Consider the following 17,965-nt stretch of genomic DNA (forward strand, 5'->3'; position numbering starts at 1 on the left):
TACGAGGTCCTCAAAGCACTCCAGGAACACCTCGTCCAACTGCTTAGCCGCTGCCCCTACTGCCAACACGCACCACCGACCTAACAAAGTACTACTAGTAGTGGAAAGCAGCAGTTAATCTGCAATCCCTAGATTCTTTGGAGGATGTCTTCTACGCGGTCTTTGGCGTCGCCGAAAATCATCTGTGAGTTTTCGCGGAAGAAGAGTGGATTCTGCACGCCGGCATAGCCTGAGGCCATGGAGCGTTTGAATACCACGACGTTGCCGGCTTCCCATACGCGCAGTACGGGCATGCCGGCGATCGGGCTTGCCGGGTCCTCGGCTGCGGCCGGGTTCACCGTATCGTTGGCGCCGATGACGAGGACGACATCCGTTCCGGAGAGTTCGTCGTTGATTTCGTCCATTTCGTGGACGATGTCATAGGGCACTTTCGCTTCGGCCAGGAGGACGTTCATGTGTCCGGGCAGTCGGCCGGCCACGGGGTGGATGCCGAAGCGCACGTCCACCTGGCGCTCCCGCAGTTTACGGGTGAGCTCGGCTACCTGGTGTTGTGCCTGGGCGACGGCCATGCCGTATCCGGGAGTGATGACCACACTGGAGGCGTTCTTGAGCAGGTCGGCAAGTTCATCGGCCGTGATTTCGCGGTGGTCCCCGTATTCGGTGTCGCTCCCTTTGGTGGCCTCGATGCCGAATCCGCCGGCGATGACGGATAGGAAGGAGCGGTTCATCGCTTTGCACATGATGTAGGACAGGTAGGCACCCGAGGAGCCGACCAGCGCACCCGTGACAATGAGCAGGTCGTTGTTCAGCAGGAAGCCCGCGGCCGCGGCCGCCCAGCCGGAGTAGCTGTTGAGCATCGAGACAACGACGGGCATGTCACCGCCGCCGATGGAGGCCACCAGGTGCCATCCCAGTGCCAGGGCGAGGGCAGTAACGACGACCAGCAGCCACAGCCGGGAATCCAGCACGTACCAAACAGTCAGTGCCACAAAGGCCAGCAGCGCTGCGACGTTGAGGATGTTCTTGCCCGGCAGGACCAGCGGGGCTGACTTCATGCGGGCCGACAGCTTCAGGAACGCCACGATTGAACCGGTGAAGGTCACGGCACCGATGAACACACCGATAAATACCTCCGCGTGGTGAATGTCTTTCAGGGCGCCGGAGAGGTCCGGTGCCTCAAAGTGGCCGTTCCACCCCACGAGCACGGCGGCAAGGCCGACGAAGCTGTGCAGCAGCGCGATCAGTTCCGGCATGCCGGTCATCTCCACGACGCGGGCCCGCCACAGACCGATGGCCCCGCCGATGACCACGGCCCCGACAAGCAGGGCGATACCGATCATCCCGGCCTGGCTGCCCCAGGCATTCTGCAGTGTCAGCCAGATCGTCGCAGCCAGCGCGATCCCCATGCCGGACATGCCGTAGACGACACCTGCCCGGGACGTTTCATGTTTGCTCAGCCCGGCGAGGCTCAGGATGAACAGCAGGGCCGCCACGAGGTACGCGGCACCGGCGAAGGATTCTGCGGTCAACAGACCGGACATGGTGTTAGACACTGTTGGCTTCCTTGATCAGTTCAGGCATCGGACCGGTCGTCATTTGGCAAACATCCCGAGCATGCGCCGGGTAACGGCGAAGCCGCCGAAGATATTAATGCTCGCAAGCAGGATCGCAACGGCGGCCAGGAGCTGGATGAGGAGGTTGCCGTGGGTGACCTGAAGCAGGGCACCGACCACAATGATCCCGGAGATGGCGTTGGTAACGGACATCAGCGGTGTGTGGAGGGCATGGTGGACCTTGCCAATGACGTAAAAGCCGATCACCACCGACAACACCAGCACCGTAAAGTGCTGCGGCAAGGGCGCCGGGGCAATCGCGGTGATGGCCAGCAGGGCGGCGATACCTGCGGCGATGAGCCCTGCCCTGCGGGAGGGCGTGAGCCACGTGCCCTTGGACGAGCCGCCGGCCTCGGCAGGTTCACCGACCGGGGCAGCGGCCGGTGCCGTGGGGGCAGCGGAAACCTGGACCGGAGGCGGCGGCCAGGTCGTCTCGCCTTCGCGCACCACGGTCACGGCACGCTGCACGACGTCCTCGAAGTCCAGAACCAGCTGCCCGTCCTTACCTGGTGTCAGCAGCTTGAGCAGGTTGACCAGATTCGTGCCATACAGCTGCGAGGCCTGGGCAGGCAGCCGTCCTGCCAGATCCGTGTAGCCGAGGATCACCACCCCGTTGTCAGTAACGACCCGTTCACCGGCGACAGATCCTTCGACGTTGCCGCCCTGGGCAGCGGCCATGTCCACGATCACGCTGCCCGGCTTCATGCCCGCGACGTCGGTGGCTGTGATGAGCCTGGGGGCCGGGCGGCCCGGAATGAGGGCGGTGGTGATAATGATGTCCACCTCGCGGGCCTGCTCGGAGTACAGTTGCCCAGCGCGCAGGTTGTAGGCCTCGCTGGTGGCCTTCGCGTAGCCGTCGGAGGACGTCATTTCAAGGTCGACTTCAACCTTGAGGTACTCCCCGCCGATCGACTTGACCTGATCGGCCACTTCCGGCCTCGGGTCGGTCGCACGAACGATGGCACCGAGACTGCTTGCAGCACCAATCGCGGCCAGACCCGCCACACCTGCACCGGCAACCAGTACTTTCGCAGGCGGCACCTTACCCGCAGCCGTCACCTGCCCGGTGAAGAACCAGCCAAACTCATTGGCTGCTTCAACCACTGCCCGGTACCCGGCAATGTTCGCCATCGAACTCAGAACATCCATGGACTGCGCCCTGGAAATACGGGGCACCGCGTCCATCGCCAAAGCCGTGACCGAACGCGCCGCCAGCGCCTCCAGCAGATCCGGACGAAACGCCGGGCTCAGCAAACTGATCAGAGTCGCTCCGGCCCGCAGCAAACCGATTTCTTCGTCGGCGGGCGGATTCACCTTCAACACCACCGAACTGGCCCACGTTTCTCCCGCAGCGCCGATCGCCGCGCCTGCTCTCACATACGCCTCATCGGTGAACGAGGCGGCCTCTCCCGCACCCATCTCGACCATGACCTCATACCCCAGGCCAATCAGCTGCTTCACCGTGCTCGGCGTTGCCGCCACACGGGTCTCCCGGCCCGACTCGGCCACGATCCCGATGCGTTCCACGTTTCTCTTCCTCTCCGTCCTAATTTATTGCCGTTACAGGCAAAGATCTTTGTCTTGCGGCTTGCCAGTAAGCCCCCGGGGACCTCATGACCACTTCAGTGGAAAGCTCAAATACGCCCGCACGGAAATCGTTACGCTCGACCTCCGGCACACCGGCGCGCAATGCGGTCGAAGCGCTCACGATGGCGGCCCAGGCGTCCAAATCTCAGCAGACGCGAGCACCTGCCCTACGCAGGTATGCACCCCAAGTGCCGGAGGTGAGGTTCATGCCAGCCTCCATCTTCGAAGGTGCGGGATCGACGCGTCAGCACCAGCGAAGGCCACCGGCTTACCCTGCATGGTCCCGATCGTCTCCATGGCGCCCAGGTGCGTCCCCCCGCACTTCCTTGAAGCTGACTAGCTCGTCGGCAAACACGAGTTCACGCATTCCCAGGTCCTCCTCAATGAGCCACAAGACACCCTGGGCGCGAAGAACCTGTTCGATGCATCCAGTCCGACGTCGTCCATCGAGCCAATGAAGCTCGACAATGTCATCCTTCAGCTCCCAAAGCCTTGCGAAGGCAGGGTCGTCATACTTGATATGTGTCACGTAGGGGTTGCTGTGCATAGGGCTTTACCTCGTACTTGGAGACATCATGGTTTGGTTGCCCGGACCAAGGTTGGCATCGGGAGGCATATACGGTAGCGGCCGCGGATGTCGAGCAAGGCCCTGCGCAGCCTCCCTGGTGCGACAGTCCCACCCTTTTTGTTGACACCGTGTGTCAACGCGGCCAAGACGACTCTATTGATTTTGGACACCGAAGGAGACGCACCCATGACCTTCTGGGATGACACCGAAATCATCAGCGTTTATCCATCATCAGATACCCGCACCAACCAGCGACAAAGGAAGGTGCCAACCAAATGGCCGACTATTACTGGTACCCCGGTCGTCCACCGGCGAGGGCACGGCGACAGAGAAGGGACCGGCTTCAGCCGTGCACCGGCACCGCGAGCAGGTCCTTGAGTCCGACCGATACGTCAGCGAGCGCATTACTGGATCCCTCGTACCGCGACCCGACGACGATCTTCCCGTGTGCAAAATCCTTCACAAAATTGATCGCATCGATCGCGATGATCTGTGACTCCTTGAGGTACACCACGCTGAAGCGACCATCAGCAGGATTGCCACGAACCACGAGATCGTCGTACCCGGTGAGAAGCCCGACCGTCTGAAGCCTCTCCTCGAACTGGTGCGACCAGAACCAGGGCTTCGGGGCATACACCTGCGGCGATCCTAGGATGGCGCCCGCCACGGACTTCGCCTGATCGGCGGCGTTTTGCACCGACTCGAGTCGCACTCGCGCACCGCCGTATAGCGGGATCGGGAAGCTCGCGCAGTCACCGATCGCGTACACGTCTGAGAGCGATGTGCGGCCGAATTCGTCCACTTCGATGCCATTTCCGATGACGGCGCCGGCTGTCGCCATGGCATCGATGTTCGGGATCAGCCCGACACCGACGATAACGATGTCCGCTGGAAGAACCTCGCCGCTGCTCAACCGGACGGCCGTGGTATGCCCGGCCTCGCCGATGATCTCCTCGACCCCCGTGCCGAGGCGGAAGTCGACGCCGTGCGCCCGGTGACGGTCTATGAAGTAATCGGCGACAACGGGGCTGGTGACCCTCGCGAGCAGGCGATCTGCGACTTCGATGACCGTGACCGTCAGGCCGAGGTTCCTGAGCGCAGCCGCTGTTTCCAGGCCGATGTAGCCGCCGCCGATGATGACGGCCGCTTCAGCCTTGGCCGCCTCGTCGCGCACCCGTTGTGCGTCTTCAAGGCGGCGGACCGTGTGAACTCCGGCCAGGTCCGCGCCGGGAACCGATAACCGTCGTGCGTCACCCCCCGCGGCCCAAATGAGCACCCCGTACTCGTAGAGCTCACCCTCCGCCGTCTCGACCAGGTGCTGTTTCGGATGAACTGCGACGACCGTGACCCCGCGAATGAGCTCCAGGCCCGGCTTCTGCCAGAACTCAGGTGACCGAAGGAGGAAGTCATCGTCAGCCAAACCCTCGTCGAGGTACCCCTTGGAAAGGGACGGGCGGTCGTACGGCAGGACCGCCTCGGCGCTCAAGACGGCGATTCCCCCCTCAAAGCCACCGGAGCTCAGCGCCGCTGCCGCCTGCACGCCGGCATGACCGCCGCCGACGATCACGGTGCCGTAGCGCGCCTTGACCTCGCCGATCATGCGGATTCCTTCACCGTCTCGTCGGCCTGGATCAGGGTGAGCGCCTTGACCGGGCAGGACTGCACCGCTTCACGCAGCTCGTCGAGGCTTGTGCCGGGAATTCGATCCTCGTGAATGACGAGTTCGCTGTCCTCATCCAGCTCGAAGACGGACGAGGCCGTCTCGCAGACACCCAGGCTGACGCACTTCGAACGATCGACATTAACTTTCATAGCTCTTCTCCGTTGAAATCACTAACCCACTGGTCCTAATGATTGGGCACACCATCGTGGCCCGTTCCGGTGCACCTGCTTACCGCACGTTTCGGGCAGCTTCGAGCAGCCGTTCGCGGGCACGCTCCACCGTCGCGACGTCGGTCCCCGGGCGGAATCCACGCAGCACAAGGTGCAGCGTCGGGGAACCGTCCTCACGAAGCACGGGAGCCGTGATCGAACGCACCGAATCGACACTCTGTGCGTCGAGCGGTCGAACGTTGCCGAGATCCGCGGTCAGCTCCCGCCCCGCGTCGACCAGCTCGCGTTCGAGCGTAGGAGTCGAACCGATTTCGGCGATATCCTCCAGAACCCTGCCAACCGTGTTCATTGGGTCGTTCGCGTACGATACCGTCCACCCTTGTTCGCGGATGCGATCGAGCTGAGCCTCGAGCACGGCACGCTGGTCGTCGGAGACTCCTCCGGGGAGCGCGCCATACCACGCGTCGCGCACCTCACGATTGCCCCACGCTGCGAAGCTGATTCCGAAGGGCGGGCAGAAGGGCAGGATCATGCCGACTCGATCGGCCGGTCCGGTGTATCCGGTGGTCATGACGACGACCAGCTCGTCGCGCTCATGCGCGAACACCCTGCCTTCGACGCCGAACTCAGCTGAGATCTGCTCAAGCTCGGGCCTGAGAGCCTCGGCAAGCCGCGCTGATTCATTCAGGCTCCCGCTAGTGGCCAGGACAAGCGAGCGCAGAGTGAACGTGCCGTAACCACCTTGGAAGAACACCAGTGGGAAGCCCGCGGTTTGCGTCTGCAGATCCAGGACGCGCCCGATGACGATGTCGTGGTCGCCCGCTTCATGGATCTGGACGATTTCGCAGTCGATCCAGGCGAGGCTTCCCTCGATGATCGGGGAGTCCGTCTGTGGCGCCGGACGCCAGTCGATCGTCGCGAAGCGGTCGACTCCCCGCGTTGCGAAGGTTCGACTGACTTCCTTCTGATTACTCGAGAGGATATTCGCGCAGAATCTGCCTGCCTGGCGGATATGCGGGAATGTCGATGACGAGCGGTCTGGAAGAAATGCCACCAGTGGCGGGTCGAGAGACACCGACGTGAATGACCCGAGGGTCATGCCGACAGGAGAGCCGTCCACCGCAGAGCGCGAAGTGATTGCCACGACGCCCGTGGGCAACTGGCCCAAGACATTTCGGAAGTGACGTGCCTCTACGGCGTCCAACTGTTGAGCTGACATGAGAGTGACCTCCTGGGATCAAGATGAGGCGAGGATGCGGTTCTGGGCGAACCGGGTATCGATCTCGCCCTGGGCAGGACGACGGAAACTATCCGGAATATGTCCGTCCAGATCGGCCTTGATCAGCAGCGCGAGGCGTTCAGACTGCGGCCGGGCACTGTTGATACCCGCACCGTTCAACCAGAGGCCACGCTGCCCGCTCTGCCCCCAGAAGCCGCGCCACTCCCCGATCTCGTCAAGCACGCCGACCTCGCCGAGCTTCGCAGCCACCTCCGCACCAAATTGCTCGACCAACTCGACCCTGCGCCCCTCATAGCCGGTTGCGAACACGAACAGCTCCGCCTCGACGACCGTCCCGTCATCCAGCTCGACACCGTTGCGCACAACCCGCACGATCCGGTCGGACTGCAGCACATCGATCTTGCCCTCGATGATCCGCTGCGAGGTTCCCTTGTTCAGGTAATACCCGCCGCCGCGGGTCCAGTACAGACCCAGCCAGCCCATTCCGTTCGGGCCATCCCACAGCTTCACACCCGCCTGCTCGAGACCCTCCAGCAACTCCCGGTCCATCTCGATCATCTTCTTGTGGCTACGCTGGGCGTTCTGCACCCGCAGCGGATAGATCCAGCCCATGCTGTACCGGATATCGACCAGGTCCGTCGGCTGTTCCGGATCGAGGAAGCCGCTGTACACCATCTGGTTCGCCGTCTCCAGCTCCGTCACGATCACCGGACCGCGCTGCACGATGGTTACGGGCATGCCGTTCTTCGACAGATCCTCGGCCACATCGTTCCCGCTCGTGGCGACGCCGAACACGATCGCCCGCTTCGCGTCATAATCGGCCGCGCGGCGGTACTGCTCGGAATGGATCGTCGTGCCCTCGTAGTCCTCCAGCCCGGGAATCGTCGGCAAATGCCGCTTCCCGCCGAATCCGCCGGTGCAATGCACGATGTGCTTCGGGTGCAGCACCCGAACGCTGCCGTCCTCCCGCTCCACCGTCGCGGTCCACTCATGCTTGACATCGTCATACACCGCATTGACGAACTTCGTCGACAACCACACATCGAGATCCAGGTACCGCTGATAGATCTCCAGCCAATCCCCCAGCACATCCTTCGGCAGATACTCCGGGTAATGATCCGGGAACGGCAGGAACGGGAAATCATTCATCTCGATCGGGTTATGCAGGAACAACGAGTCGTACCGGTTCCGCCAGTTATCCCCCACCCGTGGATGCTTCTCGATGATCAACGCGTCCACACCCAACCGCTTCAGATGCGCCGACAGGATCAGGCCCGCCTGACCGCCGCCGATGACCAGCACTTCCGGATCACGGTCCACATACTCCAGATCACGAGCCCGACGATCCTGCCAATGCTCATCAGGCCTTCTGGGCTCGAACCCGATCCCACGCGGATACCGCACCGGCGGCTCCACGCCCTTCACTGCCTCGATCCGCGTGAACAACGCGAACACGTCAAACCCATAGGGGGACTCCGAATTCAGCACCGCATGGAAAAACGCCGTCCCGGACGCTGCGTCCGTCTCGAAATCCGCGAATGCCTCCAGGCGCTCGTCCGCACCCTCGCCCACAAGCCGAGGACCCGGCCAGCGCCGCGACAACACAAATCCCCGCGGATGATTCACCTCCGTGATCTCCATCAGCGCCGACACCGTCGCGTCACGACCATGGAACTGCAGATAATCCCACGTCAAGACACCGTTATCCCGCAAGTAAGACACCTCAGCGAACAGGCCCTCCAACCCCTCACGAGAACCTGCCGCCAACACCGCCTCAAAATCACGGAACCAACGCTGAACACCGTCAATAACCACATCACTCACCATCGAGCACCCACTCCCTCACAGATTTTTCAGAACCACGAACATGAAACGTATGCCACCAGTGCGGCAGCGCCGGGCATCCAGATACCGCCACCGGACAACGCGGTCGATCCGCCAAACTTGGCGGAATTCTCGACCACGAGCGTGCGAAGTCCACGCGATTTCGCGGCCGGTGCCGCGGTCATCCCGCCGACGCCTGACCCCACCACGAGCAAATCGACGTCCAATGCCATGCTTTACCTCCAAACGGTCAGCAGCCCGGCGGTCCGACGCTGCATGACCCCACGCCAACGTTGGCGACGGGCTGCATTGGACCACCACGTCCATGCATTTATTGCACGATACCGTATCCGCGCCATCGGCGCGACCATATTTCGTGATCCCGGCCACGCCGTCGTACCCAGGGCCGGGATCCCCGAAAACCGTCTTAGTACTTGAGGCCGGCCGATGGCGTCGTGGCCCGGCCGCGGCTGCCTGGCGTTATATCGATTGCCTCGCCGTACCACGTCATTCCGTGCGGGATGTTCTCGGGTTCCCAGAGAACCGCTTCCCAGTCGGGATCGAAGATCTGGTACCCGCCCGAGTAGAGCTCGATGCGATGTCCCGACCCGGGGTCATGCACGTAGAGATACATTGCCTGGCCGACGCCGTGTTTGCCGGGACCCACACCCCATTCGATGTCAAGGTCGCGGATCCGATCGGCGGCCGTGAGCATGTCGTGGTAGTTCTCGAGGTTGAACGCGACGTGGTGCATCTGCGCCAGCTTCTCGTCACGGTTGATCCCCAGCGCCACGTCGTGCATCTGCGTCGTCGCTGACATCCAGGAGGCCATGATCGTGGTTGGATGATCGGGCATCATGATGTACTCGCGCCGCTTGAGCCCCATGTTCTCCTGCAGCCAGGCTTCGGTCTGATTCATCGTGCCGGGGCTGGTCTGAATGTTGAAGTGGTCGACCCGGCGCACACCCAGTCCCCGCCGTTTCGAGCTGTTGGTGGGGATCCGCGAGCGCATCTCCTCGGGAGCGAGCGGCTTCTCGATGTCGTAGTAGAACTCGAACGGGTGCTCGCTGAAAGGCATGAGGAACCGGATTGCCGTGCCCCTCCCGGCCTCGCTGCCGGAGGGGAGCTCGAGCACCTCGATCTCCTGCTTCTGGAGTTCGGCTGCGAACAGTTCGACATCCTGAGGCCGCTGCACGCGGAAGCTGTAGGCGTTGACGTTCGCTACGTCCTGCTGGGTGAGGACGAGTGAGTGATGGACGAGCTCCTGGTATCCCCGCAGATAGGCCACACCGTCCTCCTGGTGAACGACCTCCATACCGAGCAGGTCGCGAAAGAACCCCAGCGACTTTTCGAGATCGAGGGTACCGAGGTGGATACTTCCTGCATATGCGATCCGGGGGCCCGGGTCGTACTGATCACGCCAATTCATTGCGTGTTTCTCCTTCATTGTTCTCCTGCGCCAGCAGGAATGTCAGTTGGCCTGCGTCTGCAGATTCAGGGCGATGTCGACGAGCATGTCCTCCTGCCCGCCGACGAGCTTGCGCCTGCCGGCCTCGATGAGGATCGCGCGCGCGTCGACTCCGTACAGGCGCGATGCATTCTCTGCGTGCCTGAGGAAACTTCCGTAGACGCCCGCATATCCGATCGTGAGCGTCTCGCGGTCGACGCGGACCGGGCGGTCCTGGAGCGGGCGGGCGAGGTCATCGGCCGCGTCCTCGAGCGCGTCCAGGTCGCAGCCGGTCTCCCAGCCGAGCAGATTCATGACCGCGACAAGCGGCTCGATCGGCGCGTTCCCGGCTGCGGCGCCCTGCCCGGCGAGCGAGGCGTCGACGCGGTATGCCCCTTCCTCGACAGCGGCAATGGAGTTGGCCACCGCGAGTGAGAGATTCTCGTGGGCGTGGATGCCGATCTGCGTGTCCGGCTCGAGCACGTCCCGGTATGCGCGCACGCGCTCCCGCACCTCGCCTGTGGTGAGCCGGCCCGACGAGTCGGTGATGTAGACGCAATGCGCGCCATACGATTCCATCAGCTTGGCTTGTTTGGCGAGTTCGGCGGCCGGAATCATGTGCGCCATCATGAGGAAGCCTGAGACGTCCATACCGATCTTGCGCGCTTCCGCGATGTGCTGGTGGGCGACGTCGGCTTCTGTGCAGTGCGTCGCGACTCGGACGGAGCGCACACCGAGGTCGTACGCCCTGTGCAGCTCTTTAATCGTCCCGACGCCGGGAAGCAGCAGTGTTGTCACGACTGCGTTCTTCACGTTGGCGACCACCGCTTCGATCCACTCCCAGTCGGTGTTGCTGCCGGGCCCGTAGTTCAGGCTGGCGCCGGCGAGACCGTCGCCGTGCGACACCTCGATCGCGGCAACGCCCGCAGCGTCCAGCGCCGCACTGATCTTCCCGACGTTCTCCGGGGTGATGCGGTGACGCAGCGCGTGCATGCCGTCCCGAAGCGTGACGTCCTGGATGTATACCTTCGCCGTCATCGGGCCACCGCCTTCGCCTGCTCTGCAATCCGCTCCGCAACGCGCGCTGCTGCGGATGTCATAATGTCGAGATTCCCGGCATACGCGGGCAGGTAATGCGCAGCGCCCTCGACTTCCAGGAAGACCGTCACCCGCGTGTCGACCGGAGCAGAGCCCTCGGGCAGGAGGGCCACGACCTCGGCAGGATCGGCGGGGGTGAACTGCACCTCCTGCACGAGACGGTACCCGGGCACATATGTCGCCACCTCGGCGATCATGTCGGCGATGGAGCTGCGGACCGCATCGTGATCGGCCTTGCCGATGAGGGCATAGACCGTGTCCCGCATGATGAGCGGCGGCTCGGCGGGATTGAGGATGATGATGGCTTTGCCGCGCTTGGCGCCGCCGACCTGCTCGATGGCGTGCGCCGTTGTCTCCGTAAACTCATCGATATTCGCCCGCGTCCCGGGACCGGCGGACCTCGACGAGACGGATGCGACGATCTCCGCGTAGGGGACGTCCGTGACTCGCGAGATGGCGGCGACGATCGGGATCGTGGCCTGCCCGCCGCAGGTAACCATATTGATGTTCGGAGCATCGAGATGCTCCTCGAAGTTCACCGGGGGAATCACGAACGGGCCGATTGCCGCCGGTGTCAGGTCGATGAGTCGAACACCGTGCGGTGCCAGGAGTTCGGCGTTGGCGATGTGGGCGCCTGCGCTCGTGGCGTCCATCACGATCTCGACCTCGCCGAACTCCGGCATCTCGATCAGTCCGGCGACGCCCTCGTGGGTCGTGGGGATGCCGAGGCGTCGCGCGCGTGCAAGGCCGTCCGAACTCTCATCGATGCCGACCATCGCCGCAACGCGGAGATTCTCCGAGCCTCGGATGATCTTGAACATGAGGTCGGTCCCGATGTTTCCGGAGCCGACGATCGCGACCCCTGTCTTGTCGCTCATTCCGCTGATTCCTTTCGTGAAAATCGAGCTGTGACGGTGCCCAGTGGCGGGATGTCGGCGATGAAGACATCCCCGGGTGAGACCGGCACCATCGGCCCCAGTGCCCCCGAGAGCACGATGTCGCCTGCCATGAGTGGGGTGCCGAGGTCGATCATCGTCTCGGCCAGCCACGCCACCGCATTCAGCGGATCGCCCAGGCAGGCCCGCCCGTCGCCCGTCGACACGACGTCGCCATTGCGCAGCATCCGCATTGACACCCCAGCCGGTTCGAGGGCGTCCAGGGGCACCCCGTGCGCGCCGAGGACGAACACACCCGACGAGGCGTTGTCGGCGACGGTGTCGGTGATCTTGATGTTCCAGTCCGCGACCCTGCTGTCGACGACCTCGATTGCAGGGAACTGCAGAGCGATCGCATCGCGGATCGTATCGCGGTCGGAGGCATCTGTGATGTCCTTCGACAGAAGAAACGCGATCTCCGCCTCGGCCTTCGGCTGAAGGAGGAACCGGAACGGAATCTCCTCGTCGTCTTTGAATTGCATGTCGTCAAAGAGGACCCCGAAGTCGGGCCGGTCCACCCCGACCTGTGTCTGAATCGCTTCGGAGGTGAGCCCGATCTTCTTACCGATGAGACGAGCACCGCGAACGATCCGACGCTCGGTCACGAGGCTTTGCGTACGGTACGCCGCATTGATGTCGGTGAGACCGATCAGGTCGTTGACCGGCGCGCAGGGCGTACCGGATGCCGTCGCCGCCTCGAGCCGGTCAGCTGCCCGCATGATTGCATCTGTCCTGCTCGCCATCAACCCCTCCCGAGGAACTCGAGCGCAAGCTCATCGAAGCGCCGCTGCTGCTCCCACTGCGGCCAGTGACCCGCGTTCTCGATCAGCTGGAATTCGCCGTTGGGGATTTTCTCTGCCATATCGAGCCCGGCCTTGGCCGGACCTGACGGGTCGTCGCTGGTCCAGATCACCATTGTCGGTGCGGCGATCAAAGCGAGTTCTTCGTCAGTGACAAGGTTGCGCTGCCGGATTTCGGGGGTCTGCATACAGAGGATGTGCGCCATCGACACCGCGAAGCCCGGACGACTGTATATGCCCTGCCGAACCCGGACCAGCTCATCGGTCACCGTCGCCGGGTCGGCCATCAGCCATTCGAGGCGGGCGCGGATCCGCTCATCGCTCGGGTCATCGGCCGCAGCCTGGCTCAGCGAACGAATACTTTCCATGACCTCGGGTCGTGCCATCGTGCCGCCCGGAGTGTTCAGGATGAGCTTCCCGACCCGTTCGGGATACTTCGCCGCGAATTTGACCGCGACCCACCCGCCGAGTGACTCCCCGCTCAGGTGGGCGCGCTCGATGCCGAGTGCGTCCATGAACCCGGTCAGGTGATCTATGTAGTCGTCGATCTCGAGGTCCACGGTCGTGGTCGTGGTCCAGCCGTGGCCCGGGAAGTCGTAGAGGATCACACGGTAATGCTCGCCAAGCGCCCGGAGGTTCTTGAGGAAAGCCTCAAGATGCCCACCGGTTCCGTGCATGATGATGAACGGGTCGCCGCTGCCATGCTCGAGCACCCGCGTCGACCATGAGCCGACCTGAACATGGCGGATCGAGTAGTCGAGACCCTCGAGTTCGGTCCAAAGTGTCATAACGTCTCCTTTCGATACTCAGTCGGCCGAGCGCTTCGAGAACCCGAGTCGCTGCCGCAGCGTTCCGGCCTCACTCGAGTCGGGAGCGACGAGACCACGCTTTCGCAGCTCGGGAACAACGAGCCTCGTGAAGTCCTCGAAGGCTCCCGGCATGAACGTCGGCTGGATGACGAATCCGTCGCACGCACGGCTGGTGAACCACTCCTCCATCTGGTCGGCGACCTGCGTCGGGCTGCCCACCATGCGGTACGTTCCACCGCGCGCCTGTGCCTTCGCGAGGTCCATGATCGTCGCGTTCTCACCGAACGCCCGCTTGGCCCTCGTCACCGCATTCGCAAAAAGACCTGTGCTGCCGGTCACATTGGCGAGGATCTCGTCCAGGATCGGTTCGTCCTGAGGGTAAGCCGACAGGTCGACGTTCGCGCTTTCAGAGATCATCACGAGCTGCTCGCCCGGATCGGTGTTGTCGTCGTAGATCTTCTGCTTGAGCAGCGCCACCTCCTCGGTCTCACCGACGATGGGAAGAACCGACGGAAGCAGCCTGGCTGCACCCTCGGAACGGCCGTATCCCTTCAGTGCCTCCTGGTGCTTGGCGTAGTGGTTCCGCGCGCCGTCGGCGTCGACCGGTGCGGTGAACACCAGGTCCGCCCAGCGGGCCGCAAACTGCTGGCCGCGCCCGGACTGGCCCGCCTGCAGCAGCAGCGGCCAGTCCTGCGGCGGCCGGGGCACCGTCAAGGGCCCCTTCGAGGAGAGGAACTTCCCCCGGAAGTTGAGCTCGTGCACCTTGTCCGGATCGGCGAACGTGCGTGACTCACGGTCGAGGATCACGGCGTCGGGGCCCCAGGACTCCCAGAGGCCGGTCACGATCTCAAGGAACTCGTCTGCGCGGTCGTATCGCATCTCAGGGTCCATGTATTCGGTGCCAAAGTTCTCGGCCTCGTCCGCATTGAGCGAGGTAACGATGTTCCAGATGGCCCGGCCCTGGGACATGTAATCGAGCGTCCCAAATGCGCGCGCGACGTGGTAGGGCGCGTAGTACGTGGTTGAGTACGTCGCCCCGAGCCCGAGCGTCGAGGTCTGACCAGCGAGCAGGCTCATGATCACCAGCGGATCGAGCTTGACCACTCTCGATCCGCGGCGCACGGCTTCCGCCGGGCTATTGCCGTACGTCGTCGGCATCGCGAGGCGATCGTCGATAAACATGGCATCGAAGCCGCCACGCTCAAGAGTGCGCGCGATGCCGACGTAGTAATCAGGATCGAGGATCCTCGGATCCGTCGCAAGATGCGTCCACCCACCCATCGATGCCTGGACTGTGGATGCGGAAACGAACGCGACTAGGTTCATCGTCCGGTCTGTCATTGAAAGGTTCCTCACTCTATGTCGGTCTGGAAATCTGTTCGTCCGTGATGCCACCTCAGGTGAGCGCCGGACTGGCCTGCAGCGCATCGATCTCGGCCTGCGACATCCCCAGCTCGCTGAGGATCTCCTCGTTGTGCGCGCCCAGCTCGGGAGCTGCGTTACCTCGCCGCTTCACGTCGTACCTGCCGAAGGCGACCGGGAAGCTTGGCATGGCGATCTCGCCGAGCTCCGGATGCTGGATCGGCACGACGTAGTCGTTCGCCAGCGCCTGCGGGTCGGTCAGCACGTCCTGCCATGTCTGGACCGGAGCGAACATGATGCCCTTGGGGACGAAGACCTTATCGACCCACTCTGAAGCGGTCTTCGTGCGGAAGATGGGGGCCAGTTCGTCGTAGGTCCGCTCCAGCGCGTCAAGATCGGTCAGATCGAGTCCATCGCCGATCAGGTCGGGACGCCCGAGGGTCTGGCAGAAGTGCGCCCAAGGCTTAGTACCGGGATTGGTTCCAACGATCCAACGGCCGTCCGCGCACTCGAAGATGCTGAGCATCGGTGACTTGCGTTTTCGGTCGTAGCGGAGGTCGGGGAGGGTCCCAAGCGCGGAAGTTGCGGCGAGCCACCCGTGGAACAGCCACGCACCGGCTCCGTACAGGGAAACATGCACATCGGTGCCACCGTGACCGCGCTCCCGCCCCAGCAGCGCCGTGATTGCCGCATTCGCAGCCATGGTTGCTGCCAGGTGGTCCACGGTCAGACCCGGCAGCGGAACAGGGCTCTCGCCGGCCATCGCCCACATGATTCCCGAGCCGGCCTGACCGAGCGTGTCGAAGGCGCCGTGATCAGCACGGTCCCCCCGTGAGCCGAAGCCGGTGACATTCACATGCACCAGGTCCGGATTCAGCGACGCCAGCGTCTCATAGTTGATTCCGAGCTTGCGCTTGGTCGGCGGACGCAGGTTCGTGAGGAACACGTCTGCGCTACTTACCAGCCGTTGCAGGACGTCGCGGCCGGCGTCCGAAGCGATGTCCAGGCAAAGACTGCGTTTGCTGTGATTGGAGATGTCAAACAGGAGATTCCAATCATCGTCCCGGTCGATGTCCCGTGTGCGCAGCACCGTCGATCCCAGCCAGGTCCGCTCGGGGTCGCCACCCGGCGCTTCAATCTTGATGACGTCGGCGCCCAGATCCCCGAGGATCGCACCGGCACCCGGTCCCGCATGCCACACGCCGACATCGATGACCCGGATTCCCTCCAAAGGTCTTGCCATCACTTCATCACCTCTCGCTCAACCATTTCCGTCACTGCAATGACCTCAGCGATCAACAACTCGTCGACATCCAGGCCGACTGCACTGAGGACCTCCCTCGTATGCTCGCCCGGCAAAGGCGACGAACCGATCGCCGGGGGAGCCGGGCTGTACCCGCCGATTCGTGGCGCTATGCCCGGCTGCACACCGGCATCCGACCGCACGATGGTGCCGCGAGCGAGAACGTGCTCATTCGAATCAGACGAGGTCAAGGTCTCCACCGGCACGACGCACGCGTCGGTTCCGTTGAAGACCGCCATCCAGTCGTCGAGCGGTTTCATACGGATCCGATTCGCGATCACCTCGCGCATCGTGTGCCAGGTCGTGCGGTCGTACTGACTCGCCGGGTCGATACCGACTCCGCTGATCCGCACGAACTCCTGGAAGAACTTCGGCTCAAGTGGAGCAACCGCTAGGTATCGCTCGTCTTGCGTCGCGTAGACCGAATAGAACGGTGCACCTCCGTCGAGCAGGTTCGAGCCCCGCTCATCGACCCAGCGACCACCGTTGAGCATGGTAAACGTGCCGGCGAGCAGACTCGCCGCGCCGTCGACCATCGCGACGTCGACGACGTCCCCGACCCCGGTTGCGCGTGCCTTCAGAAGCGCGGCAAGCACGCCGATCACGAGAAATGTACCACCGCCGCCGAAGTCACCGCCGATGTTGAGCGGGATCTGTGGAGGACCACCCTTGCTGCCGACTGAGTGCAGAAGTCCCGTGACCGCGATATACCCAAGATCATGGCCGGCGGTCGCCGCATACGGCCCCTCCTGGCCCCATCCCGTCATCCGGGCATACACCAGCGAGGAATTCCAGCCCTGCACGGTGTCAGGGCCGAGGCCGAGCCGCTCCATCACCCCCGGCCGGAACGGATCCACGAGCACGTCCGCGTCTTCCACCAGTCGACGCACCACATCGAGTGCCGAAGAATTCTGCAGATCGATGGCGACGGATCGCTTGCCTCGGTTCAGGATGCTGCGCTTTTCCCCCGGCCCTGCATCCCGACGGTCGATGCGAATCACATCCGCTCCCAGGTCGGCGAGCAGCATGCACCCGTACGGCCCTGGCCCGACCCCTCCGAACTCGAGTACGCGGACTCCGGCGAGTGCGCCGGTCATCTCCATCGACGCGCTCATTTCGCACCTCCGTGCTCTACACCGGGCCACGTGGCGTAGTCGGGCAGGCCGCGAACAGAGTCGTCAGCCGTCGCATGAAGCTGTTCTATCGGCCACGGGTGCGTGAGTATCCGCGGGAGGTTCAATTCAATGCCGCGGACCGTGATCCATCCGACCGCGTCCTCCGTCGTGAGGATGCCGGTGCGGACCTTGCCCGGGTGCAACGTGGAGACGCCGATGCCCTTGTCGGCGAGCTCGCCGCGAAGGGTATGCGACGCGGCATCGACCGCGGCCTTCGACGCCGCGTACGCTCCCACGCCCGTGACGCCAGCACTCATTCCGGATGATATTTGCATTTTGTCCTCTCAGCACCGCGTAAACGGTTGCGATCGGCGAGTCCTAGCCTCGGCGAAGAGGTCATCGTGGATGGCGTGCCCGTGTACCGCCCGAAT

Annotated in this window: 16 protein-coding genes; all 16 read right to left on the reverse strand. The window is 63.4% G+C overall.

Features of this window, described 5'->3' with window-relative positions:
* Positions 1-128 precede the first annotated feature (128 nt).
* The 16 genes from pntB to AC5RWU_RS16665 all read right to left on the reverse strand — a co-directional run bounded on the left by pntB (position 129) and on the right by AC5RWU_RS16665 (position 17,869).
* A complete protein-coding gene (gene pntB / locus AC5RWU_RS16590; protein WP_494032156.1) occupies positions 129-1,541 on the reverse strand; it encodes a Re/Si-specific NAD(P)(+) transhydrogenase subunit beta in 1,413 nt (470 codons plus the stop codon).
* Positions 1,542-1,592: 51 nt separating this feature from the next.
* Entirely contained in the window at positions 1,593-3,140 is a 1,548-nt protein-coding gene (locus tag AC5RWU_RS16595) for a Re/Si-specific NAD(P)(+) transhydrogenase subunit alpha (protein WP_494032154.1), read from the reverse strand.
* Positions 3,141-4,111: 971 nt separating this feature from the next.
* Entirely contained in the window at positions 4,112-5,368 is a 1,257-nt protein-coding gene (locus tag AC5RWU_RS16600; protein WP_494032153.1) for an NAD(P)/FAD-dependent oxidoreductase, read from the reverse strand.
* Entirely contained in the window at positions 5,365-5,580 is a 216-nt protein-coding gene (locus AC5RWU_RS16605; protein ID WP_494032152.1) for a ferredoxin, read from the reverse strand. The genes AC5RWU_RS16600 and AC5RWU_RS16605 overlap by 4 nt, the downstream gene beginning before the upstream one ends.
* Positions 5,581-5,659: 79 nt before the next feature.
* On the reverse strand, positions 5,660-6,820 hold the full coding sequence (locus AC5RWU_RS16610; protein ID WP_494032151.1) for a flavin reductase: 1,161 nt from the start codon (positions 6,818-6,820) through the stop codon (positions 5,660-5,662).
* A gap of 18 nt (positions 6,821-6,838) precedes the next feature.
* Positions 6,839-8,668 carry a flavin-containing monooxygenase gene (locus AC5RWU_RS16615; RefSeq protein WP_494032150.1) on the reverse strand — a complete coding sequence of 610 codons (1,830 nt, stop codon included), beginning with the start codon at positions 8,666-8,668 and terminating at the stop codon, positions 6,839-6,841.
* A 26-nt stretch (positions 8,669-8,694) separates the two neighbouring features.
* Complete coding sequence (locus AC5RWU_RS16620; protein ID WP_494032149.1) at positions 8,695-8,898, reverse strand: FAD-binding protein; 204 nt, start codon at positions 8,896-8,898, stop codon at positions 8,695-8,697.
* Positions 8,899-9,092: 194 nt separating this feature from the next.
* The gene (locus AC5RWU_RS16625) at positions 9,093-10,094 is read right to left on the reverse strand and encodes a VOC family protein (RefSeq protein ID WP_494032148.1); all 1,002 of its coding nucleotides are present in this window, start codon (positions 10,092-10,094) and stop codon (positions 9,093-9,095) included.
* 42 nt (positions 10,095-10,136) lie between these two features.
* Entirely contained in the window at positions 10,137-11,150 is a 1,014-nt protein-coding gene (gene dmpG, locus AC5RWU_RS16630; protein WP_494032147.1) for a 4-hydroxy-2-oxovalerate aldolase, read from the reverse strand.
* Positions 11,147-12,088: an acetaldehyde dehydrogenase (acetylating) gene (locus tag AC5RWU_RS16635; protein ID WP_494032146.1), complete on the reverse strand. Its 942-nt coding sequence runs from the start codon at positions 12,086-12,088 to the stop codon at positions 11,147-11,149. The genes dmpG and AC5RWU_RS16635 overlap by 4 nt, the downstream gene beginning before the upstream one ends.
* Complete coding sequence (locus AC5RWU_RS16640) at positions 12,085-12,864, reverse strand: 2-keto-4-pentenoate hydratase (protein WP_494032145.1); 780 nt, start codon at positions 12,862-12,864, stop codon at positions 12,085-12,087. The genes AC5RWU_RS16635 and AC5RWU_RS16640 overlap by 4 nt, the downstream gene beginning before the upstream one ends.
* A gap of 23 nt (positions 12,865-12,887) precedes the next feature.
* Complete coding sequence (locus tag AC5RWU_RS16645) at positions 12,888-13,733, reverse strand: alpha/beta fold hydrolase (protein WP_494032144.1); 846 nt, start codon at positions 13,731-13,733, stop codon at positions 12,888-12,890.
* A gap of 18 nt (positions 13,734-13,751) precedes the next feature.
* Positions 13,752-15,095, reverse strand: a complete 1,344-nt coding sequence (locus AC5RWU_RS16650) for an NtaA/DmoA family FMN-dependent monooxygenase (protein ID WP_494032143.1) — start codon at positions 15,093-15,095, stop codon at positions 13,752-13,754.
* A gap of 55 nt (positions 15,096-15,150) precedes the next feature.
* Positions 15,151-16,359 (reverse strand): CaiB/BaiF CoA transferase family protein, encoded by a 1,209-nt coding sequence (locus AC5RWU_RS16655; protein WP_494032142.1) that lies wholly within the window; start codon positions 16,357-16,359, stop codon positions 15,151-15,153.
* Positions 16,359-17,534, reverse strand: a complete 1,176-nt coding sequence (locus tag AC5RWU_RS16660; RefSeq protein WP_494032141.1) for a CaiB/BaiF CoA transferase family protein — start codon at positions 17,532-17,534, stop codon at positions 16,359-16,361. Before AC5RWU_RS16660 ends, AC5RWU_RS16655 begins: the two co-directional genes overlap by 1 nt.
* The gene (locus tag AC5RWU_RS16665; RefSeq protein ID WP_494032140.1) at positions 17,531-17,869 is read right to left on the reverse strand and encodes an SDR family NAD(P)-dependent oxidoreductase; all 339 of its coding nucleotides are present in this window, start codon (positions 17,867-17,869) and stop codon (positions 17,531-17,533) included. Before AC5RWU_RS16665 ends, AC5RWU_RS16660 begins: the two co-directional genes overlap by 4 nt.
* Positions 17,870-17,965 lie beyond the last annotated feature (96 nt).

This window comes from Arthrobacter sp. B0427-1-12 (assembly GCF_059092905.1).